Below are 21,249 nucleotides of genomic sequence, written 5' to 3'. Positions count from 1 at the left end.
CCGCCGTCGACCTGAACGAAAGGCGCCCATGGACGCCCTGCGCCGCTACGTCTTCCCCGTGATCTGGATGCTGATCCTCGGCCTGATCGCCCTGGCTCTGGTGAAGATGGCTTTCTTTCCCTCCAGCCCCGATACCGCGGGCGAGGATCCCCTCACCCCTGGCGCCGATTTCGATCAGTACGCCGTGGTCGCCGTGGAGCCCGCGGACCTCTCCTCCGAGCTGGTGCTCGCGGCGATGGTCCAGCCCGACGCGGGCAGCGCACTGAAGGCGACTGATGAGGGCGAGATCAACAAGATCTGGCTGAAGAACGGCGACGCCGTCGAGAAGGGCCAGCGCATCCTCCAGGTGCGCTACGAGGTCGAACCGGAGATCGTCGACATCCCGGCCCTGCCAGGCGCAGAGGGCGAGGAAGGCGCGGAAGGCACCGCACCACAGCCCGCCGTGACCGAGTACCGCTACGTGAACCTGGTCGCCACCGCCACCGGCGTTCTCTCCGGGATGGAGGTCGCCGAGTGGGACGCCCTCGCCAAGGGCGACACCGTCGCGACCATCTCGCCGGGCACCTACTCGATCGTCGCCGACCTCACCCCCGAGCAGCAGCTGTCCCTGCTGGACCAGGAGCTGAAGGCGACCGCCCAGCTGCCCAACACCCCGGATCCGGTGGCCTGCGCCGCGCCCGCCATCACCGAGGACTCCGAGATCGAAGAGCCTGCAGCGCCGCAGAATCCCGAGGTCGATCCCTTCACCGGCGAGCAGATCTCCGGTGGCGGCACCGGAGTCTCTGCGGCGCAGCTGGTGTGCCCGGTCCCGGCCGAGGCGCGCGTGGTCCCGGGGCTGAGCGTCGAGGTGACTGTGGACCTCGGTACCCGCACCGGGGTGCTCACCGTCCCCACCACCGCTGTGGAGGGCGAGGGCACCGCCGGCACCGTCTACGCACTGGACGAGGCCACCGGTGAGCCGGTCGCGATCGAGGTCACCCTCGGGATGCGCGGCGACGGCTCCATCGAGGTCACCGAAGGCCTCGAGGCGGGCCAGGAGATCCTCGAGTTCGCACCCGGCATCGACGGCGCCGACGACATGATGAACGAGGAGATGTGGTGAGCGCACCCCTGCTCGAACTGCGCGAACTGCGCCGCACCGTGCGCCTGCCCAGCCGGGAGGAGCTGCACATCCTGCGCGGCATCGACCTGACCGTGGAGGCCGGCGACCATGTGGCGATCGTCGGCCGCTCCGGCTCCGGCAAGACCACCCTGCTGAACCTGCTGGGCCTGATCGACCACCAGAGCAGCGGCGAGCTGCTGTTCGACGGCGTGGACGTCTCCCGCCTCGGGGATCGCCGACGCGCCCGCATGCGCGGCGCATCGATCGGGTTCGTGTTCCAGCAGTTCAACCTGCTGGATCGGCGCACCGCGCTCGAGAACGTGATGATGCCGCTGATGTACGGCAGCGCCGGCCAGTTCTGGCGCCGCGAGAAGCTCGCCCTGGAGATGCTCGACCGGGTGGGCCTCGCGGACCGCGCCCAGCAGCAGCCCTCCCGCCTCTCCGGCGGCGAGCAGCAGCGCGTGGCCGTGGCTCGCGCCCTGGTGCGAGGGCCCCGGCTGATCCTGGCCGACGAGCCCACCGGCGCGCTCGACGTCACCACCGGCGAGGCGGTGATGGCACTGCTGGACGAGATCGCGCGCGACTCCGACGCCGCGCTGGTCACCATCACCCACGACCTGCAGGTCGCCGCGATGTCCCGCCGCTCGTTCCTGCTGAACGAGGGGACCCTGCACGCTGTCGGCCGAGACGGGACGGGCGGGGGCGGGGGCGGGGCGCGCGAAGCGCTGTCGGCCACCGCGGGCCTGCGCACCGGACGGGAGGCGGTGGCATGACCGGCCTGATCGCCTCGATCGTCGAGGCCTACGGCGAGCTGCGCGTCAACAAGGGCCGCATCCTGCTGTCCCTGATCGGCGTGGCATTCTCCGTCTTCGCCCTCACCGCGGTGATGGGCGGCGGCGGCATGCTCACCAGCGCCCTCACCCAGACCACCGAGACCTGGGCAGGCCGCGATACGACCCTGACCATCTATCCGCTGGATGCCGCGGCCGAGGTCACCGCCGAGGAGCAGGACGCGGTGGTGCTCGAGCAGTTGGACCGGCTCGGCATCGACCAGCGCACCCGCCGCGTCAACGACTCGCTGCGCGTGCAGACCCCGCAGGGCGTGAAGTCGGCGCAGCTCACCGGGGTGGACCCCGCCTACGCGAACATCTACCGCACCACCGTCGCCGACGGCCGCTGGCTCGCAGACTCCGACGCCCGCCGCCTCGCCCCCGCGCTCGTGGTCAACGCCCCGATGTACGAGCAGCTGGGACGCCCGGACCTGGGTACCGAGCCGGTCACGATCTACGGCCACACCGGTGCCACCGACTCCGACCAGGCGATCGTGGTCGGGGTGCTCCCCTCGAGCTCAGAGCTGGACTGGGGGCTGCAGGCGTATGTCACCGCCGGCAGCATCGGTTCTCTGCCTGGCCGGACCGAAGCCCCGGCGGTCTCCGACTATGTGGTGTGGGTGCCGCCCGAGCAGGCCGACGAGATCCGCGAGCGCCTCGCCGCCTCGCTGCGCAGCACCGCGGCGGGCTCCTTCGACGTCCAGCTCAGCTCGATGTCTGCCGCAGACATGGGCTTCCAGGTGCTCGGCTACGCCGTCATCGCCGTGGCGCTGGTGATCCTGCTGCTCGGCGCGCTGGGCCTGGTGAACATCTCCTTGGTCACCGTGCGCTTCCGGGTGCGGGAGATCGGGATCCGACGCTCCTACGGCGCGACCGGTGGGCGGATCTTCGTGGGCGTGCTGATGGAGTCGGTGGTCGCGACGGTGCTCGCTGGCGCCGTCGGGGTGACCGGTGCGATCGCCCTGGTCAAAGCCCCGTTCGTCGCGAACTACTTCGCCGACATCGGGCTGGTGGAGCTGCCGCCCTTCCCCGTGGAGGCGGTGGTGGTGGGCCTCGGCGCGGCCACCCTGGTGGGCGTCCTCGCCGGCGCGCTGCCCGCGCTGATCGCCACCCGGATCAAGGTGATCGACGCGATCCGCAGCTGAGGGCCGCGCGGCCCGGGCCCGTCAGTCCTCGGGCAGCGCGGCGAACGCTGCTTTCATGTCGTTGTACCAGCCGAGGGACTGCTTGGGATGCAGCCAGCGGAACTTCATCTCCTTGCGCGCTGCCTGGTGGGCCTCGTCGCCGGCCTTGACGACCTCCTTGAGGTGCTTGTCCTGGGCGTTGATGACGTCGTCCGCGCTCTCACCGCGGTGGGCGAGGTCGCAGGGTCCGCCGAGCTGCTGGCAGGTCATGGTCTTCATCGGTTCATCCTCATCTCGCGGGGGACGGCGGGCGGTGGGTTTCGCTGCCGATACTGCTCTCATGGTGTTGACGTATGCCGCGCCGGGAGTGTGACGGGCTGCGGAGACTTGCGATCGGTGTCCTCACCGATCGGTGAGGGGAGCATCGGGGGCCACCCCAGTTCTCACCGTGGATCGGCGCCATCGCGGCGCAGCTCGCGGGTGTGACTGGTCGGCGGTGACAAGCCTGCCCAGCTCGGGTTCAGACCAGCACAGGTCCGGGCACCGGGTCGTCGGCGGGCCGGCCGACGGGCTCGAGCAGTGCCAACCCCTCGCGCCTGCTGATCAGCCCCACGAGCAGCACCGTGAGCAGCAGCACCGCGACAGCGGAGGACACTCCCCCGGCGAGCGCCGCGTCCTCAAGACCCGCGAACGCACCGGCGCTGGCCAGCTCGTCGTGGCCGGCAGCCGCGCCATGGTCGGCGAGCGCCGCGGCCGAGGTCCCGGGGGCTGCCACCGCGGCACTGAGCGCGGAGGCACCTGCCCCGGCGCCGGTGCCCGCGGCGAGCGCGGAGACGATCAGCGATCCGGCGGTGGTGGTGAGGGTGAGGATGATCGGAAGCTCGAGGCCGCCGCTCTTCCAGGCGAGCACGGCCGCGGCGAGCGCCAGGGCGAGGGCCGGGATCACCACGGCCGGGGTGAGCTGCCGGCCGATCAGCGAGATCCCGGCGACGGCGACGAAGGGAATCACGGGGCTGCGCAGCCAGGTGCCGACGGCCTGAAGGATCACGCCGCGCAGCGTCAGTTCGAGGCCCACCGCCTGGAGCGGGGCCAGGACCAGCACGATCACCACCACGAGCAGCAGCTGCAGCAGTGGGGCGCCGCCGTCGGCCGCTGCGCCCGCAGGCTCTGCGGAACTGGCGAGCAGGCCGGCCACTGCGGCGATCGCGACCGTCACCAGCGCTCCCGCTGCCATCCACACGCCGAGCGGGCGGAGCAGCTCGCGGCGGAGCCGGGCCGCGACAGACCACGCCGTGCCGAGCGGTCGCCAGCCGCCGATGCGCACTCCCACGATCCCGGCGGGAAGCCACATGGCACCCATCAGCAGCGCGAGCACGGTGTCCAGCGGGCTGGTCGGGTCGCCGCTGGTCACACCGATAGCGATGTTCACGCCCGGGGCGAGGGCGAGCACCAGGATCGTGAGCACGAGCACCACGGAGGCCAGTACCACATAGGCGATGAAGGCCGCGAGGACGGTCAGCAGGGGCCGTGCCCTGGCGGACCATTCCGGCCGCAGCGTCGCGAGCCGGTGATAGGGGCGAGGACGCTCGGTCCCGGGGTGGTTCATGCGGCGTTCTCTGCACTCTCGTCGGGGCGCGCGGACTCGGCGCCGGCAGTGATGTCGGTGCCCGCGAGGGGAGTCGACGTGGCGGATTCAGGAGTGGTCTCGAGGGCGGTCTGAAGGGATGCTCCGGCCGCGAGGTTCCGGCGGCGGTCCGCGTGGGCGCGGGCCTGCGCGGCGTGGGCCTGGGAGGCGGCGGCCGAGAGGCCGAGGTCCTCGATGCTGAGCGCATGGGCAAGCGGTCCGAAGGGACGTTCGCTGCGCACCTGCCCGCCCGGCGTGAGGTGCACGAGCTCGCCGGAGTCCAGGAGGCGCCAGGCGGGGTCGTCATCCAGGGGTTCGCTCGCGACGACGACGGAGCGCGCGCCGCGCGGGTCCTCGCTGCGGGCACGCAGGGCGAGCGAGTCCGAGGACTGCTCGAGGACTCGGTCCTGAGCATCGACGGCGGCGGGCCGCTCGAGGATCCACAGCTCGTTGGTCGCCGGCAGGCGCACCGCGATGAGCTCCTCTCCCTTCATCACCAGGACGTTCACGGAATAGACAGGGACATGCGCGGTGATCCAGCGCAGCGCGGCGGTCACCCCATCGCGCAGGTCACCGCCGTGAGCGGCGACCTCACCGGTGATCAGGGCGGCCATCCATTCGCTGTCGGTCGAGCCCTGGACGTGCTGGGCGGCGTCGAGCTCGGCGACCCGCTGCCGCATCTCGTCGGTGACCTCCAGGACCCCGTTGTGGGCGGAGATGATGCCGTCCTGCAGGAACGGGTGGGTGTTCTCCTCGCAGTGCCCGGTGCCGGAGGAGAGGCGCAGGTGGGCGATCATCGCGCGGGTACGAAGCGTGGTCGCGAAGTCCGTGAACGCCTCGGACTCGTAGGCGGCGACGGGGCGCTTGCGGATCCGTGGTCGCCCTTCCTCGTCGATCCATCCCAGGCCGGTGCCGTCGGCGTTGAAGCGCGACTGGTTCAGCAGGGAGTAGGGCGCATCGAGCAGCCAGAGATCGGCGGTGACGGGGCGGTCGGAATGGAGAGCGAAGAGTCGGCACATGACCCCGCCACTGTAGAACTTCCTGGCTGGGGGCGCAGTGAGGACCACCACGAGAACTGCTTGTCGGCGGCAGGCGGAGGCGACGGGCGCGAGACCGCTCACCATCGGGAAGCACGCGCCCGCCATCGGCGTTGGGATGGGCGTGAACACACCTGCTCCTCGCACCCTTGGAATCCTCGGCGCCGGCAAGATCGGCACCGTGCTGGCCCGCCTCGCCACCGCCGCCGGATACGAGGTGCTGATCTCGGGGTCCGGTGATCCCGCGAAGATCGCACTGATCACCGAGATCCTCGCCCCCGGGGCGCAGCCCGTGACCAGCCGGGAGGCCGCCGAGCGGGCGGATCTGGTGATCCTCGCGCTGCCGCTGGGCAAGTACGCCTCGCTCCCGGCCGACGCCCTGGACGGCAAGCTCGTGGTCGATGCCATGAACTACTGGTGGGAGACCGACGGGATCCTCGAGCAGTTCTCCCATCCCGGCGCCTCGACCAGCGAGCTCGTGCAGGAGCTGCTGCCCGGCTCCACCGTGGTGAAGGCCTTCAATCACATGGGCTATCACGACCTCGAGGACCTCGCCGGCCGTGCCGCACCCCGGGCTGCGATCGCGATCGCCGGCCCGACCCCAGAGGGGGAGATCGTCGCCGCGCTGGTCGAGGAGCTGGGCTTCGACCCGCTGCTGATCGGTGACCTCGTCGAGGGCGTGCGCCTGCAGCCGTTCAGCGAGGCGTTCGGCAGCAGCGGTGACGCCGCGACCCTGCAGGAGGTCGTGGACCGCTTCCCGCAGACCGAACGCGGGCGCGAGGTCATGGCTGCGCTGGGCGAGCGGGTCTACGCCGAGAGCGACTGAGCTGGCGGGGGCTGCGCGGGCAGAGTGCGGGCCGGAAGCATCCTCGTGGGGAGGGTCTGCACGCTGCCGCGCTGCGGCTCCCACAGCCCGAGGCCCTCGCGCCGGGAGTACCACCACCAGATCCCGGCCGAGAGCAGCAGCATCGGCGCCATCGCGAGCACGAAGCCGAGCAGGCGGACCTCCCCCTGTTCGGTGAAGCCGGGGATCAGCGGGGCGATCGCGAACAAAGTCCAGTTGTTCGCGGCGTGCAGCAGGATCGGGATCTCCAGGCCCCCGGTCTTCCAGGCCAGCAGCCCCATCACGATCGCGAAGACGGCGATGTCGATCTGGCCCAGCCAGTTGTAGCCGTGGCCCAGCATGAACAGCGGCACCGGGACCAGGATCCCGATCAGCGGCCACCGCAGCCAGGTGCCCAGGATCTGCATCGGCAGGGCCCGGAAGGCGAACTCCTCCCCCGCGCTCTGCAGCGGGGCGAGCACGAGCGCCACCAGCCAGGCGACGATCACGCTCGCGCTGAGCGGGGGCATCACGATCGCCTCTCGCTCGAGGATCAGGTTCAGCACCAGGTTGATCAGCACGTACACCGGGACCACCACGAGTGCCGCGCGGCCCAGCAGTCCCCAGCGGAATCGGCCCAGCACTGACAGGGCGATCCCGGCTCGGCCGTAGCCGGCGAGGGTCCCCACCAGCACGGCCGGGATCAGCAGCGCCAGCATGCCGAGGCCCATCAGCTGCTCCACGGGGTTCAGCGGATCCATCAGGGTCGTGCTGGGGGCCAGGTTCGGCCAGATCACGCTCGCGATCACCAGCGGCGTGAGCAGTTGGAGGTTCATCACGACATAGACCGCGAAGGCCACGACGAGGGTCACCAGCGGACGCCACCAGTAACGACGATGCGGGATCGCGCGGGCAGCGCGGTGGTACGGCTGCGGGCTCACCTGTGCGTTGCCGGGGTGGTGGTGAAGTGCGGCAGCAGAGGTCGCCGCACCAGGAGAAGGTGCGGCGGCAGGAGGAGCTGGCGGAGGCAGGGGAAGCTGATCGAGCTGGGTCATCCCCTGATCCTGCCGGTTCCGTCGGCCGTTCCGCATCCGCCGTGCGTCTCGTACCTCTCCCGGCCGATCGGTCGACCCCGCTGGCAGCGGCATCAGCCGTGCGGCGGATCCGCCTGGTGCCTCCCCCTCTCTAGGCTGGCTCCATGACCCTCCCTGTGCTCCGCTCCTCCGCTGTGCCGTCGGTGCGCAGCGCGCATCAGTGGGCGATCGCGGTGGCGCAGAGCCTGGTCGGCGCGGGCGTGGGGATGCTGCTGTTCCTGATCAGCTTCGGCGCGGTGCTGGTGGAGTTCGCCGACCAGCCGCCCGCCGGCCTGGTCGCGCTGTACGTGCTCGATGCGCTGGTCGGGATCGTCGCCACCCTGGCGATCGGGCCGCTGCGCTTCCTGCGGCCGGGGCGGCTGCACAGCGCGGCCCATCTGCTGCTGGCTGGCGCCGTCGGGCTGAGTGTGTGGGCGATGCCCGCGGCGGCGCTCGCTCTCTACCGGATCGGGCTGCGGCGCCGCACCGTGCTCGATGTCGGGACGATCCTGCTGGTCGCGGGCACTTCCCTGACGGCGCTGAGCCTCGATGCCCGGCTCCGCGAAGACCAGCCGGACGCCGTGGTGCTCTCTGCGGTGGGGGTGATGGTGGTGCTCGCGCTGATCCCGCTGCTGATCGGCCACGTGGTGGGCACCCGCCACGAGCTCCTGGCCTCGCTGCGGGAGCGGACCGCCTCGGCGGAGCGGGAGCGGGAGACCGCTCAGCGGGAGCGCGCCGCCGCCGAGCGCGAGGCCACCGCCCTGGTGCGGGAGCGAGAGGCTGACACCGCCCGGGTGCGCGCGGAGGAACGGGCGGCACTGGCCCGCGACATGCACGACAGCATCTCCCACCACCTCGCCACGATCGCCATGCACGCGGGCGCCATGACCTACCGCGAGGACCTCTCGCCCGACGCGCTGCGCCGTTCCGCAGGCACGGTGCGGGACGCCGCGCAGCAGGCGAACCGGGAGCTGCGCACAGTGCTGACCGGACTGCGCAGCACCGAGGGTGATCAGCCGCTGGCCACCGCCCCGACCCTGGAGGGCATCGTGGACCGCTGCCGGGAGGAGGGGCGGGAGGTCGAGCTGAACTGGGAGGGCCTGACCGCGGAGGATCTCCTGGCCCGCGACCGCAGCACGGTGGTGGCGCTGGCCCGGATCCTCGGCGAGGTCACCGTGAACGCCGCCAAGCATGCCCCGGGCGCTCCTCTACAGGTGACCCTCCTGTGCGAGGACCAGCGAGTGGTGCTGCAGGCACGGAACCCGCTGCCCGCCGCGCCGATCACCGCGGCAGCCTCGACCGGTCACGGACTGCTCGGGGTGCAGGAGAGAGCACGCCTGCTGGGCGGAGACGCACGCTACGGAGCACACGACGAACTCTTCGAGGTGGAAGCATGGATGCCATGGTGAACAGTGCAGAGAGTCAGGACGGCATGGCCGCCCGTGGCCCGGAGAACGGGGTCCGGGTGCTGCTGGTCGATGATGAGGCGCTGATGCGCGCCGGCCTGCGACTGATGATCGATGGTGCCCACGGCATCGACGTGATCGGAGAGGCGACCGACGGCGGCTCAGCCCTCGAGCAGATCCGCTCCCTGGCCCCCGACGTGGTGCTGATGGACATCCGCATGCCCCGCATGACCGGCCTCGAGGCCCTGCAGATTCTCCGCACCGAAGGCAGCGCCGCCCGAGTGGTGATGCTGACCGCCTTCGACACCGACACCTTCCTGCTGGAAGCGCTGCGCGGCGGGGCGGTGTCGTTCCTGCTCAAGGACTCCCCACCCGAAGAGGTGGTGCAGGCGGTGCTCGACGCCGCCGATGACCGTCCGCGCTTCTCCCCCGAGGTGCTCACGCGCCTGGTGCGGCTCGCCGCCTCGGCCACGGCCGGCACCTCGGACGCCGAGGGGGCCGAGACGACAGACGGAGTCGGGACGGCCGACAGCTCCGCAGACGCACCCACTCCCGCAGGCATCACCGAGCGGGAATGGGAGGTGGCGCGCCTGGTCGCCCGCGGGCTCGCCAACCAGGAGGTCGGAGAGAGCCTGTTCATGTCGGTCGCCACGGTGAAGACCCACCTCGGCAGGCTCTATCACAAGCTGCAGGTCACCAACCGGGTTCAGCTCGCGATCCGGGTGCTCGAACTGGGTGGCTGACGGGGGCCGGCTGGGGTCGGAGATCAGAGGTCAGAGACGACCGATGCTGCGGTATCAGCGCGTCGTCGACGCAGCATCGACGCAGCACGGACGCAGCGGCAGCCCCGCGTCAGCGCAGGTCGTCGCGGCCGCGGTCGCTCAGCTGGGCGACCAGTCCAGCGAGCCGCTGGGCGTCGTCGTCGGCGATCACGAGCAGGGCATCCTCGGTGTCGACGATGCTGATCCCCTGCACTCCGACCAGCGCGACGAGGCGGTCCGTGGATCCGTAGACCGTCGCCGTGGAGGACAGCGCGGCGACGGCCTGGCTCCCCAGCACCCGGACGTCGGAGTCTGCAGCGCCGACCGCACGAGCGCCCAGCACGGGGACCCGACCGTCGGCCGAGGCGGAACCGCTCGCGCCGCCAGTGGCAGCACCTGAGCCGGGGCCGTTCTCCCGCAGCTGCCGGGCGAGCGCCGCGAAATCGCCCACGTCATCCCAGCCGAAGGTCGCGGGCACCACGGCCACCTTGCCCGCGGCGGCGAGCGGCTCGGCGAGCGCGTGATCGATCGCGATGCTGGTCAGACGCGGCCAGGTCTCGGCGAGCACCCGGTCGTAGTCCGCCGTGCCATGCACTGCGGCGATCTCCCGCACACCGGCGGCGAGACCAGGGATCTGTGCGGCCAGCTCGTCGAGCAGCACCCGGGCGCGCACCACGAACATGCCGGCATTCCAGAAGAACGTGCCCGCGGTGAAGAACTGCTCCGCGGTCTCGCTGTCGGGCTTCTCGACGAAGCGGGACACCGGCCGAGCACCGGTCGCATGCAGGGCCGCGGCGCCACCGTCCGTGCCGCCGACGGGCCCGGCGTCCCCGCCCTGCTCGATATATCCGAAACCGGTCGCCGCATGAGTGGGCTGGATGCCGAGGGTGACCAGGTAGCCGAGCTCGGCGGCACGCCGTGCCGCTGTGACCGCCTCGCAGAAGGCCTGCTGATCGGTGATCAGATGATCCGCCGCGAACGACCCGATGACCGCGTCGGGCTCCTCGCGCTCCACCAGCGCGGCAGCCAGCGCGATCGCCGGCATCGAGTTGCGTGGGGACGGCTCGACGAGGATCCGTGCCGAGTGCGTCGGGTCGCCGCTCTGCGCCTCGCCCTGCCGCGCGCCTTGCACGTCGTCCCGCACCTCGCGGATGCCCACCTGCTCCTGCACCGCAGAGACATGGACCGCGCCGGTGACCACGATCGGCGAGCGGTCGGCGAGCGGCACGAGCCGCTGCACGGTCTGCTGCAGGAGCGAGGCCCCGCTGCCGGTGAGGTCGAGCAGGAACTTGGGACGCGCGCGGCGCGAGAGCGGCCAGAGCCGCGTGCCGGCACCGCCAGCCGGGATGATCGGAACGAAAGGAGCCTGCGACATGCGGCGAGCATATCCAGGCCCCGACGGGCTCACAGACTGGTCGCGAGTGCCGCCACTGCGACGACGAGCGCCACCGCTCCCAGCCACATCACCCATGGAGGGATCCCTCCGGGCTTGGCGGTGACGTTGGTGATGTAGATCGAGATGACCCAGGCGAACCCGAGCACCGCCGCGAGGGCCACCAGCACCACGGTCAACGCGCTCATGCCCCCACCCTGTATCCCCTGTCGGGCACCGCATCCTCCGTCATCCCAGTCCTGCCTGCATGGAAACCCGCAGTCTATCCGGGGCAGCTACCTCGCCAGCTGCCTTCGTAGTCGCCCCGGAGACGGTGCGGTGCACGGCGCCCACGGGCGCTCGAGCGCGAGCTCTCGAGGGCAGGAGTTCACGATCCCGAGAGACCGCCGCCACCTCTCGAGCTGCGCACTGACCGCCCCCCCCTGGTCGATGCGGCCGGCCCTGTCACGGGGCCGGTCGCATCGACATCGGCTCACCAGGCGCTCTCGTAGGGCCCGGGAGCAGAGCGGCATACTGTCAGCGCCTCACCTGCTCTGGTCACCCCGCAAGCTCGCGGCACACTCCCGCCGATGAAAGGCCGCCTCCGATGACGACACCCCCGTCCCGCACGCTCCTCGTCCTCATCGCCGGACCGATCGCCGCGGGCAAGAGCGCCGTCTCCCGGGCTCTCGCCAAGGCGCTGCGAGCCGACGGGCACCAGCTCGCGCTGGTGGAGCTGGACCAGATCGCGGACATGGCGCGGCCGACGCTCCCGGACTGGGCCGACGCCCACCGCATCTTCGCCTCGGTCACCACCCAGTGGCTCGACGCAGGCCTGGACCTGGTGATCGCCGAGTCCGTGAGCAGCCGCAGCGAGTTCGATCTCGTGCTCAGAAACGTTCCCGCGGGAACGCCTCTGCTCACGGTGGTTCTCACCTGTGCTGTCGAGACCGCACTGTCCAGGGCTTTGACTGACCCGACCCGCGGGGTCTCCCGGCAGGAGGGTCTCCTGCGCCGCGTACATGCCGAATGGGCACAGCAGAAGCCGCTGATCCCGGCCGACGTCGTACTCGATACCGCCGCTGTGCCGCTCGCCGAGAGCGTGGACCGGATCCGTGCCACGCTCACTGCGCATCTGCCACGAACCGACCGGCAGAGTTCGGTCGACGAGCTGATCGCCGAGGCAACCGCAGCAGACGTGGACGGCTGGGGCTTCGGCTGGCTGGACGGCCGCGCCGCGGAGGAGCGTCCGGACTGGGGCTACGCCGGGCTGCTCGCCGAGGCGGTGGCCGGTGCCGAGCTCGCGATCGATCTCGACACAGGGGGCGGGGAGGTGCTCGGGCAGTGCCCGCGCCTCGCCGCTCAGCAGCACGTCACCGAGTCCTGGCCGCCGAATGCCGCGCAGGCCCTAGCACTGCTGGGCCCGCGCGGGGTGCAGGTGCATGAGACCGAGCCCGGCGCCCGGATCCCGTTGCCCGATGGCACCGCAGATCTGATCACCTCCCGCCACCCGGTGCGCCCGGACTGGCCGGAGATCGCCCGCGTACTCGCCCCGGGAGGCGAGTACCTGGCCCAGCATGTCGGCCCGGGCTCCGCCTTCGCGCTGATCGAGCATTTCGTCGGGCCCACCACCGAGGCTCAGCGCCGCGGCCGCCACCCCGAGGACGAGACCGCCGCGGCGGAGGCCGCGGGACTCGAGGTCACCGTGCTGCGCACCGCGCGCCTGCGGATGGAGTTCTTCGATGTGGGGGCCGTGGTGTGGATCCTGCGGAAATGCGTGTGGTGGGTGCCGGGCTTCGACGTGGACCGCTACCGGGAGCAGCTGCTGGCGATGGACGAGATCATCCGCCGCGAAGGCTCCTTCGTCGCCCACTCCACGCGGCACCTGCTCCGGGCGCGGCGCCGCTGATCCCTCGATATAGGTAGCGTGAGCAGGTGTGGAGACCATGACACCGACCTGTTCCGTCGTCGTACCCGTCCGGAACGACGCGCGCGAGCTGCGCGGGCTGCTGAGCGCCCTCGCCCAGCAGACGGAACCGCCGCTGGAGATCATCGTGGTGGACAACGGCTCCCGCGACGACAGCGCCGCCGTGGCCCGCGCCGCAGGCTGCACCGTCCTGCAGTACCCGGTCCCGGGCATCGCCGGGGCGGCGGCGCTCGGGTACGACGCCGCTCGCGGTGACCTGATCGTCCGCTGCGATGCCGACAGTCGACCCCCGCCGGGCTGGCTCGCCGCGCACCGGAGGGAGCACACCGTCGCAGCCCCCGGCACCGTGATCGTCACCGGACCGGGCCTGTTCCGCCTTCCTCGTCCGTGGGCAGGGCTCGTCTCCGTCGTCTACGTCGGCGGATATCTGCTGCTGACGGCGGCGGCGCTGGGTCACTTCCCGGCGTTCGGCACCACGATGTCGATGCCGCAATCCTGGTGGAAGGAGGCGCGGGAGGGCGCCTCGCGCAGCGCGGAGGTGCACGACGACATGGACCTCTCGTTCCAGGTGCGGCCGGGCCAGAGGGTGCAGGTCTCGCGCGAGGTGGGCGTCACCATGTCCTCGCGGGCACTGGCCCTGGACCGCGGCCAGCTGCTGCGCTGGCACCGGGCCGCGCTCACCCTCCGCCGCAACTGGCGTCGAGAGCGGCCGTGGGAGCGCTGGGTGGCACGGTGCCGCGGGTCCCTCACCGTCACCGCGGCGCGGCCCGGCAGATGAGCGGCCGCGCAGCGGGCGCCGCCCGATCAGTAGCGATGCTGCCGATGCGGTGGTCGGGGCTGGCACTGGCCGCTGGCTTTGCGATCACCGGCCTGTGGGTCGAGGTGGCGGTGTCGATGCTGGTCGCGCTCGCGCAGGTGGCGGCGTGGCGGTCGGGCCTGCCTGCTCGATGGGAGATCGCGACATCGCTGGTGTGCCTGGTCGCGGCGATCAGCTCGTTCCTGCTGCTGTACGAGAAGCTCCCGTGGTGGGACCTGCCCGTGCACGCAGCACTCACCGGCCTGCTGGCTGTGCTGGTGGCACGCGTGCTGCACCGTTCTCGGCCGACGGCAGCGCACGTGATCACCACCGGGGCGCTGCTGGCGGTGGTGTGGGAACTGATGGAGCTGGCCGGCCACCACTGGGTGGACCCCACCGTCTATGTCGCCCCGGCGGACACCCTCAGCGATCTCCTGGCAGGGCTCGCGGGGACCGTCATCGCCGCGCTGCTGTCGCGAAGGGGAGCGGCCGCCACGGAGGATCCATGACGGCCGCCGGGGCGTGCGTCAGTCGTCCGAGACGGTGACGGTCACCTCGATGTTGCCGCGGGTGGCGTTCGAGTAGGGGCACACCTGATGGGCGGCGTCCGCGAGCTCCTGCGCCTGCTCGTGCGCGAGGTTCGGGATGACCACCTCGAGCTCGACGGCCAGCTGGAAGCCTCCGTTCTCGTCCGGCCCGATCTGCACCCGTGCGCCGACGGTCGAGTCGGTGACATCGGCCTTGTTCTGGCGTGCGACCAGGGTCAGCGCGGAGTGGAAGCAGGCGGCGTAGCCGGCGGCGAACAGCTGCTCGGGATTCGCGCCCGCGCCGGTGCCGCCCATCTCCTTCGGCGTGGCCATGTCGAGATCCACCGCGCCGTCCACGGTGCGCACGTGACCATCGCGACCGGAGCCGGTGGACAGGGATTCTGCGGCGTAGAGGGCCTTCATGGGATCTCCTTCATCGATTCCGGCCGGGGCCGGGTGGTTCCTCCGACAGGGGCGCCAGGGGATTCGGGGACGACGACGGTGCGCATCGTCCGGGTGAGCGCCTGCAGGGTGTCGATCAGCTCTCGCGCCGCGGCGATGCTGCCGAGCCCCGTGCCCTCGGCGATGCAGGCCGGGACATGGGCGAGCTCATCGCGCAGCTCGCCGCCGCGAGCGGTGAGCGCGATGCGCACCACCCGCTGATCCGCCTCGCCGCGGGTGCGCTGCACGAGACCGGCGGCCTCCATGCGGCGCAGCATCGGTGAGAGCGTCCCGGAGTCGAGCTGGAGGGTCTCCCCCAGTGCCGAGACGGTCTTCTCCTCGTCGCTCCACAGCACCACGAGCACCAGGTACTGGCCGTAGGTCAGCCCCCAAGGCTCGAGCAGGGCCCGGTACGCCTGAGTGGTGGCCCGCTGGGCCGCGTAGAGGGAGAAGCAGACCATCTCATCCGTCGTCGCCATGCGGAAAGAATTGCACACAATTAAATTGCGCACAACCTTTTAGGCGCGACTGTGGCCACCGCCGCACCACCGAAGCACGGACGCACGGACGCACGGACGCACGGCACTACCGCAGGCGGCGCCACCGGGCACGGCGCCGCCGGCCCGCGCGGCGCTCGGCCCCCGGTGGAGCGGGTCAGCGGCGGGAGCCCGGGACGCTCCCGCTCGGCGCCAGCGCACCCGAGACCTGGTGGGGGACGTACGGCGCCTCGAGCGCAGCGATCTCGTCGGCCGTGAGCTCGAGATCGAGCGCGGCGAGCGCGGCGTCGAGGTGCTCGGTCTTCGTCGCCCCGATGATCGGGGAGACCACCGGATCCTTCGCGAGCAGCCAGGCCAGCGCCACCTGCACCCGCTCCACGCCGCGGTCCCCCGCGATCCGGGCGACCTGCTCGACGATCAGCCGGTCGGCTCCCTCGGTCGAGTCGTATTTCGACTTCGCGGTGGTGTCGGTGCGGGCACGCTCGGTGTCCGCATCCCAATCCCGGGTGAGGCGCCCGGCGGCGAGCGGGCTGTACGGGGTGGAGGCGACGCGGAGCTCGCGCAGCAGCGGCATCATCTCGCGCTCCTCCTCGCGGTAGAGGAGGTTGTAGTGGTTCTGCATCGAGATGAACTTCGTCCAGCCGTTCACTTCGGCCACGTGCTGCGCCTGCAGGAACTGCCAGGCGAACATCGCCGAGGCCCCGATGTAGCGGACTTTCCCGGAGCGCACCACATCATCCAGCGCCCGCATCGTCTCCTCGATCGGGACCGCGTAGTCCCAGCGGTGGATGATGTAGAGATCGATGTAGTCGGTGCCGAGCCGCCGCAGGCTCGCCTCGACTTCCGCCAGGATCGCCTTGCGGGACAGGCCCCCGCCGTTGGGCCCGTCGTGCATCCGGCCGTGCACCTTGGTGGCCAGCACGATCTCGTCCCGCTTCGCGTAGTCCACCAGCGCCTTGCCCACGATCTCCTCGCTGCGGCCGATCGAGTAGACGTTCGCGGTGTCGAAGAAGTTAATGCCGGAGTCCAGGGCGTGCTTGATGACGGGGCGGGCCGCCTCCTCCTCGAGCACCCACTGGTGGATCCACCGCTCGGGGTCCCCGAATCCCATGGTGCCCAGGCAGAGGCGCGAGACGTCCAGACCGGTGTTCCCCAACTTCACATATTCCATGTGGTGCTCCTCCTGCTGCGTGGTTCCCGGGCTGCGGATGCCCGTCGCCACCATCCTCGCACCATGTCGAGGAAGGAGGGAGGGCCTGGTGGTACCCCCGTCGAGCTCCCACCTGGAGCCGTGTCAGGCGCCGTGAAGTGCCGAGTGCACCGATCCCCTCTGAGCTGTCGTCTCGCACCCTCCCGGGCGACAGTTCAGAGGGGATGGAGCTGGCCCATGACAGCGTGCGGGGGCTCGTGGACGGCGCCAGGCTCAGCAGCGAACCGGCGAGGGCTCGGAGATCAGCTGCACTTGCGGAAGGTCTTCCCGCCGGGCATGCCGTACCGCTTGCCCGTGTAGCCGCCGGCGTCGGCATGCGGGATCTCGGGACCGTACGGAACACAGCTCGAGGAACCACCGCCCGAGGATTTCCCACCGGAGGAGGAACCACCTGAGGATCCCGAGCTTCCCGAGCTGCCGGTGCTCGAGCTGGACCCACCGGAGGAAGAACCCGTCGATCCGGAGCTCTTCGACCCGGAGCTCTTCTGTGCGGGCTGCTTCTCCCGCTCCTCTCGCTCTTCCCGTTCCTTGCGCTCCTGCTCCTCCCGTTCCAGCCGCTCCTCCTCTTGGCGGCGCTCTTCCTCGATCCGCTCCTGCTCGAGGCGTTCCTCCTCCTGGCGACGCTCTTCCTCGAGTCGCTCCTGCTCAAGGCGCTCCTGCTCGATGTCGTAGGCGTTCTTCAGCTCGTCGAGGGTGCCGTGAGCGGACTCAGCCTGCTCCCGGAGCTCGTCGGCGTCCCCACGCAGACCTTCGAGATAGGGCTCGAGCAGCGGTCCTGCCAGCACGGCATTTCCCAGGCTCGGCAGCCCGGCGACCTCCAGGCCTGTGATGAAGAGATCCAGCTCCTCGAGCACGGTCGTCGCGCCGGCGAGCGCATCGCCCGGGTCACCCTCGATGGTCGCCGGCACCTGTTCCACCGCGGCGCTCTGCGCCTGCAGCTGCGCGGGCAGGGTGCACTCGATCTCCGCAGAGAACAGCCCTGCCTGCTTCTTCTGTGCCTCCTTCGAGGCCTGCTCGACGTCGGGCAGGAAGCGATCGTTCGGGGCGAAGTAGACCGGAATCCCCAGTCCTGCCGCAGCGATCTCTGCGTTGATCAGCGACTCTGACTCATAGACCCCCGCCAGGGTGCGGTCATAGCGGTCCAGCCGCTCCTGGTCATACTCGAGCTCGATCTCCGTCCCGGCCGGAAGGCGCTCGGTGAGGAACGCTGTCGCCTCGGGCCCGAGGCACTGCACCTCTTCGTCCGGGTGCTTGGTCTCCGGGGTGTCCACGTTGAGCAGTCGAACGGTGGTCTCCTCGCCATCGATCAAGGCGATGAGGGTGTCTCCGTCGATCACCCGCACCACCTCGCCTCGACGCTCGGCATCCCCTCCGAGCGCAGCGAAGGCCGTCCCGCCGGCGACCACCAGGGCCAGGAGCGCCGCGCCCCGGACCGCCCACCAGCTGACGCCCCGGACCGGACTCAACGGCGCCTCGCTGTGCATGCCCATGACCACCTGTAACGCTCCTCAGATCAGCTGACCACCCGTACTGAGAGCATCCCCCAGAGGGCCGACCCCTGGGACGCCCTTCGAGCCCGAGTACCCGACCTCACACGCTCCCAATGGCATGCTGTCGCCGTCCGTCCCCGACCGGAAGCAGCTCGATGATGCCCACCCGACCCGATCTGGCGACCCCGCTGGGTCATGCCCGGATGCTGTTCGCCATGCTGTCGGCCCCGAAGCTGCGCCGCGGTCTCGCACAGCTTCTGGCGGGCGACGGGCCGTCGGAGGATCCTGCGGTGCGCGGGCCGCTCTCTCGGCTCGACTGGCTCGCGGCCGACGGCGACGTCGATGTGACGGTCCTGCGCGAGGTCACCGAGACGCTCGGGATGATGCGATCTGACGAGGCGATCCTCGCGGTGGGGAGGCTGGACGGCATCCCGGTGAAGTCCGAGGAGTCGCGCGAGGTGAGCGGCCGGATCGCACGGATCGTGTTCGAGCGGGTGGGGGCCGAACGCACCCTCACCGAGGGGGAGCTGAACGCCGCGATCTCGATGTTCGCGCAGGATGTCGCCCTGGTGCGGAGGGACGCCGTGGATGCGGGAGTGCTGACGCGTTCCGCGGACGGCGCCAGCTACCGCCTCGCCACCGCCTGATCGAGACCCCTGCCGGGCAAGTCAGTCGGGCAGGTCAGCCGCCGAGGTTCCTGCGGATCAGGCGGGCGATCTTGCTGATCAGCGGGATCCCGACGAACAGCAGGATCCACCACATGTCGAAGCCCATGCGGAAGACGATGACGGCGAAGATGATCACGCCGACCGACGATCCCAGCAACCCGATCAGCTGGGCGACGAGCGAACCGCCGCGCTGGGCACGGCCCTGTCCTTCGCCGGAGGACCCGGTGAAGCTCGACATCCAGGGAGCGTCCTGGGCACGGCCCTCCGAGCGTGCGGAATCTCCGGCGACCTCTCCGAAGCGGGGTGCCATCGACTCCGCATCCTGGCTCCGGCCTCGGCCGGGAAGGTCTGGGTCCGCGGCGGTCGGGGAGTCCTGGACACCGCGCTGATCCTGGGAGAAGTCCGACGTGAAATCGGAAGAGAAGGCTCCTGAGCCCTGTCCGCACTCGGGCGCTTTCCCGTCGGCGCGGTCCCCTCCGCCCAGCCAGGACGGGTCCCCACCCGGTCCGTGCCCGTCGTTCCCCCATCGATTCATCATGCGGACATGGTAGGCGCTGCCCTCCGCCCCGCTGCTCGCTCCCCGAGCGGAGAGGGGTGCGCTGCGGGCGTGCACGATACGGTCAGCGGATGCCACATCTCAGCGATGACCAGGTCCGTGACCTCCTCCCCTCCCCGGCCCGCGCGGTGGAGCTGATGCGCGAGACGCTGCTCGCCCTGGCCGACGGCTCCGCGTCGGTGACCCCGAAGTCCCAGGTGATCCATGAACCGGGCGGGTTCGCCAACGCGATGCCCGCTGCCTGGCCGGAGCGCGGGCTGCTGGGGATGAAGTGGGTGGTGGTCACGCCGTCGAACCGTGCGCAGGCCAAGGAGATGATCGACGGCCTGCTGATCCTCTCCGGGGCCGACGGTGCGACCCGCGCGACGATGGGCGCCGCTGAGCTGACCGCCCTGCGCACTGCCGCGGTCACCGGCGCCTCGCTGGACCTCGATGATCGCCCGATCACCTTCTTCGGCACCGGAGTGCAGGCCCGCTCGCATGCCCGTGTCATCGAAGCGCTCGGGCGCGGCCCCCTCATCGTGTGGGGCAGGCGCCCGGAAGCCCTCGAGGAGCTCACCGCCTGGTGCGACCGGCACACCCCGGACCTAGAGCTGCGCACCACCACCGATCGCGCTCACGCCCTGGCCGGGGCGGGCGTCGTGATCAGTGGGCTGCCGATCGGACTGACCAGCTCCGCGCTCACTCCGGGGGAGGTCGCGGCCGACGCCACACTGCTGCCCCTGGACTACGCCTCCGTCGCCGGTGCCGCGATCTCCCGCACCGGCACCGTGGTGGCGGATGATCCGGTGCAGTTCGAGGCGCTGCGCCCGCTCAAGCACGGCGAGGACTACCCCCACGCAAGCGGCGCCACCGGCGACCTGCTTCGCGATGGCCGGCCGGAGGGCCTGGTGGTCGCCCAGAACCTGGGCTCCGGGCTCGGCGACGTGGTGCTCGCCGACGTGGTCGCGCGGGGCGCCGGGGCATGAGCGCAGAGGGAGCCGACAGGCTGCGGATCGTGCCGCTCGATGACGCAGGTGCCCAGCTTCTGGCCGCGGCGAGTCCCACCTGGGCCGCCGCAGTCCCGGCCTGGCAGGAGAGCATGCGCGCTGGCCGCAGCACCGTGCTGGTCGCGCTCCGCGAGAACACTCCGCTCGGGGTGGCCCAGCTGATCCATCGCGCGATCCCAGAAGTCTGCAATGTCGGAGTGCCGGAAGAGCACCGGGGCCTGGGCATCGGCACCGCCCTGATGCGTGAGGCGGAGCGCCGGGCGCGGCCCGCCAGGCGCCTCCGGCTCGGCGTAGGGATGGACAACCCGCGCGCCCGTCGGCTCTACGAGCGGCTCGGCTACCGGCTGCTCGGCGAGCAGGTCACCACGACCTACGAGTTCGTCGACGCGGAAGGGGTGCGGCGCAGCGCGACGGAGACCGACGAGACGATGGAGAAGGACCTCACGGCGCGGTGAAAGCTGCTGCGCCATCGGCGGGATGGCCGGTGGGACGCTCGTCGCGCCATCACGCCGGCCACGTCAGCCACATCAGCCACATCGGCCACATCGGCGTGCGACCTGCACCCCTGAGCGATATGATGTTTTCATCATGCCACTATCCCAGAGTCAGCGCCCGCTCTACGAGGTCAAGGCCAACCTCTTCAAGGGCCTCGCCCACCCCTACCGGATCCGGATCCTCGAACTGCTCGCCGATGCCGACGAAGTCTCCGTCGCCGCACTCCAGGCCGATACCGAGCTGGAGCCCTCCCACCTCTCCCAGCACCTGTCCGTGCTGCGCCGGCATCACCTGGTGGCCTCCGAGCGCCGCGCCAGCCACGTCTACTACCGCCTGGCCGATCCGCGGATCCGTGAACTGCTGGCGGTCGCGCGCGCTCTGCTGCTGACCATGCTCAGCGAGGACCGCGACCGGCTCGACGCCGCGCAGAGCCTGCCGGAAATCGCGGGGATGAGCCGGTGACCGCACCCCGCTCCTCGCACCCGGCCCCGTCGGCCGCCC

General features: G+C 71.0%; 24 protein-coding genes. 13 read left to right on the top strand and 11 right to left on the bottom strand.

Annotated features, from left to right (window positions below; all coding sequences use genetic code 11):
- The first annotated feature begins 28 nt into the window (after positions 1–28).
- From ABD893_RS03775 to ABD893_RS03765, 3 genes are read left to right on the top strand one after another with little or no spacing between them, the layout of a single operon-like run.
- A complete protein-coding gene (locus ABD893_RS03775; protein ID WP_345076201.1) occupies positions 29–1,102 on the top strand; it encodes an efflux RND transporter periplasmic adaptor subunit in 1,074 nt (357 codons plus the stop codon).
- Complete coding sequence (locus ABD893_RS03770; RefSeq protein ID WP_425548331.1) at positions 1,099–1,875, top strand: ABC transporter ATP-binding protein; 777 nt, start codon at positions 1,099–1,101, stop codon at positions 1,873–1,875. The genes ABD893_RS03775 and ABD893_RS03770 overlap by 4 nt, the downstream gene beginning before the upstream one ends.
- Positions 1,872–3,077 carry an ABC transporter permease gene (locus ABD893_RS03765; protein ID WP_345076199.1) on the top strand — a complete coding sequence of 402 codons (1,206 nt, stop codon included), beginning with the start codon at positions 1,872–1,874 and terminating at the stop codon, positions 3,075–3,077. The genes ABD893_RS03770 and ABD893_RS03765 overlap by 4 nt, the downstream gene beginning before the upstream one ends.
- 21 nt (positions 3,078–3,098) lie before the next feature.
- Here ABD893_RS03765 and ABD893_RS03760 read toward each other — a convergent pair whose 3' ends face one another.
- The 3 genes from ABD893_RS03760 to ABD893_RS03750 all read right to left on the bottom strand — a co-directional run bounded on the left by ABD893_RS03760 (position 3,099) and on the right by ABD893_RS03750 (position 5,699).
- Positions 3,099–3,335: a hypothetical protein gene (locus ABD893_RS03760; RefSeq protein WP_299301094.1), complete on the bottom strand. Its 237-nt coding sequence runs from the start codon at positions 3,333–3,335 to the stop codon at positions 3,099–3,101.
- A gap of 241 nt (positions 3,336–3,576) precedes the next feature.
- Entirely contained in the window at positions 3,577–4,662 is a 1,086-nt protein-coding gene (locus ABD893_RS03755; RefSeq protein ID WP_345076198.1) for a CAAX protease, read from the bottom strand.
- On the bottom strand, positions 4,659–5,699 hold the full coding sequence (locus tag ABD893_RS03750; RefSeq protein WP_345076197.1) for a class II glutamine amidotransferase: 1,041 nt from the start codon (positions 5,697–5,699) through the stop codon (positions 4,659–4,661). The genes ABD893_RS03755 and ABD893_RS03750 overlap by 4 nt, the downstream gene beginning before the upstream one ends.
- A gap of 142 nt (positions 5,700–5,841) precedes the next feature.
- Here ABD893_RS03750 and ABD893_RS03745 point away from each other — a divergent pair, with 142 nt between their 5' ends.
- Positions 5,842–6,543, top strand: a complete 702-nt coding sequence (locus tag ABD893_RS03745) for an NADPH-dependent F420 reductase (RefSeq protein ID WP_345076196.1) — start codon at positions 5,842–5,844, stop codon at positions 6,541–6,543.
- Here ABD893_RS03745 and ABD893_RS03740 read toward each other — a convergent pair.
- The gene (locus tag ABD893_RS03740; RefSeq protein WP_345076195.1) at positions 6,525–7,595 is read right to left on the bottom strand and encodes a CPBP family intramembrane glutamic endopeptidase; all 1,071 of its coding nucleotides are present in this window, start codon (positions 7,593–7,595) and stop codon (positions 6,525–6,527) included. The two genes, ABD893_RS03745 and ABD893_RS03740, sit on opposite strands and share 19 nt — an antisense overlap.
- A 143-nt stretch (positions 7,596–7,738) precedes the next feature.
- Here ABD893_RS03740 and ABD893_RS03735 point away from each other — a divergent pair, with 143 nt between their 5' ends.
- Positions 7,739–9,022 (top strand): sensor histidine kinase, encoded by a 1,284-nt coding sequence (locus ABD893_RS03735; RefSeq protein ID WP_345076194.1) that lies wholly within the window; start codon positions 7,739–7,741, stop codon positions 9,020–9,022.
- On the top strand, positions 9,007–9,762 hold the full coding sequence (locus tag ABD893_RS03730; protein WP_345076193.1) for a response regulator transcription factor: 756 nt from the start codon (positions 9,007–9,009) through the stop codon (positions 9,760–9,762). The genes ABD893_RS03735 and ABD893_RS03730 overlap by 16 nt, the downstream gene beginning before the upstream one ends.
- 109 nt (positions 9,763–9,871) lie before the next feature.
- On the opposite strand, the gene ABD893_RS03725 is transcribed toward ABD893_RS03730, so the two are convergent.
- Entirely contained in the window at positions 9,872–11,155 is a 1,284-nt protein-coding gene (locus ABD893_RS03725; RefSeq protein ID WP_345076192.1) for a mannose-1-phosphate guanylyltransferase, read from the bottom strand.
- A gap of 29 nt (positions 11,156–11,184) precedes the next feature.
- Positions 11,185–11,361 carry a hypothetical protein gene (locus ABD893_RS03720; RefSeq protein ID WP_345076191.1) on the bottom strand — a complete coding sequence of 59 codons (177 nt, stop codon included), beginning with the start codon at positions 11,359–11,361 and terminating at the stop codon, positions 11,185–11,187.
- Between the two features lie 398 nt (positions 11,362–11,759).
- On the opposite strand from ABD893_RS03720, the gene ABD893_RS03715 reads away from it, so the two are divergent.
- From ABD893_RS03715 to ABD893_RS03705, 3 genes are read left to right on the top strand one after another with little or no spacing between them, the layout of a single operon-like run.
- Positions 11,760–13,061, top strand: a complete 1,302-nt coding sequence (locus ABD893_RS03715; RefSeq protein ID WP_345076190.1) for a hypothetical protein — start codon at positions 11,760–11,762, stop codon at positions 13,059–13,061.
- A gap of 37 nt (positions 13,062–13,098) precedes the next feature.
- Complete coding sequence (locus tag ABD893_RS03710) at positions 13,099–13,857, top strand: glycosyltransferase family 2 protein (protein WP_345076189.1); 759 nt, start codon at positions 13,099–13,101, stop codon at positions 13,855–13,857.
- A gap of 35 nt (positions 13,858–13,892) precedes the next feature.
- A complete protein-coding gene (locus tag ABD893_RS03705; protein ID WP_345076188.1) occupies positions 13,893–14,384 on the top strand; it encodes a DUF2238 domain-containing protein in 492 nt (163 codons plus the stop codon).
- 18 nt (positions 14,385–14,402) lie between these two features.
- Here the strand turns inward: ABD893_RS03705 and ABD893_RS03700 are convergent, their stop codons facing one another.
- The 4 genes from ABD893_RS03700 to ABD893_RS03685 all read right to left on the bottom strand — a co-directional run bounded on the left by ABD893_RS03700 (position 14,403) and on the right by ABD893_RS03685 (position 18,040).
- Positions 14,403–14,825 (bottom strand): organic hydroperoxide resistance protein, encoded by a 423-nt coding sequence (locus ABD893_RS03700; protein ID WP_345076187.1) that lies wholly within the window; start codon positions 14,823–14,825, stop codon positions 14,403–14,405.
- The gene (locus ABD893_RS03695; RefSeq protein ID WP_345076186.1) at positions 14,822–15,322 is read right to left on the bottom strand and encodes a MarR family winged helix-turn-helix transcriptional regulator; all 501 of its coding nucleotides are present in this window, start codon (positions 15,320–15,322) and stop codon (positions 14,822–14,824) included. Before ABD893_RS03695 ends, ABD893_RS03700 begins: the two co-directional genes overlap by 4 nt.
- A 175-nt stretch (positions 15,323–15,497) precedes the next feature.
- Complete coding sequence (locus ABD893_RS03690; RefSeq protein WP_345076185.1) at positions 15,498–16,511, bottom strand: aldo/keto reductase; 1,014 nt, start codon at positions 16,509–16,511, stop codon at positions 15,498–15,500.
- Positions 16,512–16,792: 281 nt separating this feature from the next.
- A complete protein-coding gene (locus tag ABD893_RS03685; RefSeq protein ID WP_345076184.1) occupies positions 16,793–18,040 on the bottom strand; it encodes a thermonuclease family protein in 1,248 nt (415 codons plus the stop codon).
- 158 nt (positions 18,041–18,198) lie between these two features.
- Between ABD893_RS03685 and ABD893_RS03680 the strand changes: the two genes are divergently transcribed.
- A complete protein-coding gene (locus ABD893_RS03680; RefSeq protein ID WP_345076183.1) occupies positions 18,199–18,687 on the top strand; it encodes a DUF2087 domain-containing protein in 489 nt (162 codons plus the stop codon).
- Positions 18,688–18,721: 34 nt separating this feature from the next.
- Here the strand turns inward: ABD893_RS03680 and ABD893_RS03675 are convergent, their stop codons facing one another.
- Entirely contained in the window at positions 18,722–19,246 is a 525-nt protein-coding gene (locus ABD893_RS03675) for a hypothetical protein (protein WP_345076182.1), read from the bottom strand.
- An 89-nt stretch (positions 19,247–19,335) separates the two neighbouring features.
- Here ABD893_RS03675 and ABD893_RS03670 point away from each other — a divergent pair, with 89 nt between their 5' ends.
- The 3 genes from ABD893_RS03670 to ABD893_RS03660 all read left to right on the top strand — a co-directional run bounded on the left by ABD893_RS03670 (position 19,336) and on the right by ABD893_RS03660 (position 21,210).
- Entirely contained in the window at positions 19,336–20,232 is an 897-nt protein-coding gene (locus ABD893_RS03670; protein ID WP_345076181.1) for an ornithine cyclodeaminase, read from the top strand.
- Complete coding sequence (locus tag ABD893_RS03665; protein WP_345076180.1) at positions 20,229–20,708, top strand: GNAT family N-acetyltransferase; 480 nt, start codon at positions 20,229–20,231, stop codon at positions 20,706–20,708. The genes ABD893_RS03670 and ABD893_RS03665 overlap by 4 nt, the downstream gene beginning before the upstream one ends.
- Positions 20,709–20,841: 133 nt before the next feature.
- Positions 20,842–21,210, top strand: coding sequence for an ArsR/SmtB family transcription factor (locus tag ABD893_RS03660; protein WP_345076179.1), 369 nt, complete (start codon positions 20,842–20,844; stop codon positions 21,208–21,210).
- Positions 21,211–21,249 lie beyond the last annotated feature (39 nt).

This window comes from Brachybacterium paraconglomeratum (assembly GCF_039541415.1).
Classification (GTDB): domain Bacteria; phylum Actinomycetota; class Actinomycetes; order Actinomycetales; family Dermabacteraceae; genus Brachybacterium; species Brachybacterium paraconglomeratum_A.
The sequence above is the reverse complement of the archived record's forward strand: the minus strand, read 5'-3'. Positions and strand labels throughout refer to the sequence as shown.

Excerpts from the sequence above, each read along its gene's own strand:
- ABD893_RS03660 (WP_345076179.1), top strand. The coding sequence starts at position 20,842 with ATGCCACTATCCCAGAGTCAGCGCCCGCTCTACGAGGTCAAGGCCAAC.
- ABD893_RS03695 (WP_345076186.1), bottom strand. The coding sequence starts at position 15,322 with ATGGCGACGACGGATGAGATGGTCTGCTTCTCCCTCTACGCGGCCCAG.
- ABD893_RS03765 (WP_345076199.1), top strand. The coding sequence starts at position 1,872 with ATGACCGGCCTGATCGCCTCGATCGTCGAGGCCTACGGCGAGCTGCGC.
- ABD893_RS03700 (WP_345076187.1), bottom strand. The coding sequence starts at position 14,825 with ATGAAGGCCCTCTACGCCGCAGAATCCCTGTCCACCGGCTCCGGTCGC.
- ABD893_RS03775 (WP_345076201.1), top strand. The coding sequence starts at position 29 with ATGGACGCCCTGCGCCGCTACGTCTTCCCCGTGATCTGGATGCTGATC.
- ABD893_RS03750 (WP_345076197.1), bottom strand. The coding sequence starts at position 5,699 with ATGTGCCGACTCTTCGCTCTCCATTCCGACCGCCCCGTCACCGCCGAT.
- ABD893_RS03740 (WP_345076195.1), bottom strand. The coding sequence starts at position 7,595 with ATGACCCAGCTCGATCAGCTTCCCCTGCCTCCGCCAGCTCCTCCTGCC.
- ABD893_RS03680 (WP_345076183.1), top strand. The coding sequence starts at position 18,199 with ATGCCCACCCGACCCGATCTGGCGACCCCGCTGGGTCATGCCCGGATG.
- ABD893_RS03735 (WP_345076194.1), top strand. The coding sequence starts at position 7,739 with ATGACCCTCCCTGTGCTCCGCTCCTCCGCTGTGCCGTCGGTGCGCAGC.
- ABD893_RS03665 (WP_345076180.1), top strand. The coding sequence starts at position 20,229 with ATGAGCGCAGAGGGAGCCGACAGGCTGCGGATCGTGCCGCTCGATGAC.
- ABD893_RS03710 (WP_345076189.1), top strand. The coding sequence starts at position 13,099 with ATGACACCGACCTGTTCCGTCGTCGTACCCGTCCGGAACGACGCGCGC.
- ABD893_RS03760 (WP_299301094.1), bottom strand. The coding sequence starts at position 3,335 with ATGAAGACCATGACCTGCCAGCAGCTCGGCGGACCCTGCGACCTCGCC.
- ABD893_RS03715 (WP_345076190.1), top strand. The coding sequence starts at position 11,760 with ATGACGACACCCCCGTCCCGCACGCTCCTCGTCCTCATCGCCGGACCG.
- ABD893_RS03670 (WP_345076181.1), top strand. The coding sequence starts at position 19,336 with ATGCCACATCTCAGCGATGACCAGGTCCGTGACCTCCTCCCCTCCCCG.
- ABD893_RS03755 (WP_345076198.1), bottom strand. The coding sequence starts at position 4,662 with ATGAACCACCCCGGGACCGAGCGTCCTCGCCCCTATCACCGGCTCGCG.
- ABD893_RS03685 (WP_345076184.1), bottom strand. The coding sequence starts at position 18,040 with ATGGGCATGCACAGCGAGGCGCCGTTGAGTCCGGTCCGGGGCGTCAGC.
- ABD893_RS03725 (WP_345076192.1), bottom strand. The coding sequence starts at position 11,155 with ATGTCGCAGGCTCCTTTCGTTCCGATCATCCCGGCTGGCGGTGCCGGC.
- ABD893_RS03720 (WP_345076191.1), bottom strand. The coding sequence starts at position 11,361 with ATGAGCGCGTTGACCGTGGTGCTGGTGGCCCTCGCGGCGGTGCTCGGG.
- ABD893_RS03730 (WP_345076193.1), top strand. The coding sequence starts at position 9,007 with ATGGATGCCATGGTGAACAGTGCAGAGAGTCAGGACGGCATGGCCGCC.
- ABD893_RS03705 (WP_345076188.1), top strand. The coding sequence starts at position 13,893 with ATGCTGCCGATGCGGTGGTCGGGGCTGGCACTGGCCGCTGGCTTTGCG.
- ABD893_RS03675 (WP_345076182.1), bottom strand. The coding sequence starts at position 19,246 with ATGATGAATCGATGGGGGAACGACGGGCACGGACCGGGTGGGGACCCG.
- ABD893_RS03690 (WP_345076185.1), bottom strand. The coding sequence starts at position 16,511 with ATGGAATATGTGAAGTTGGGGAACACCGGTCTGGACGTCTCGCGCCTC.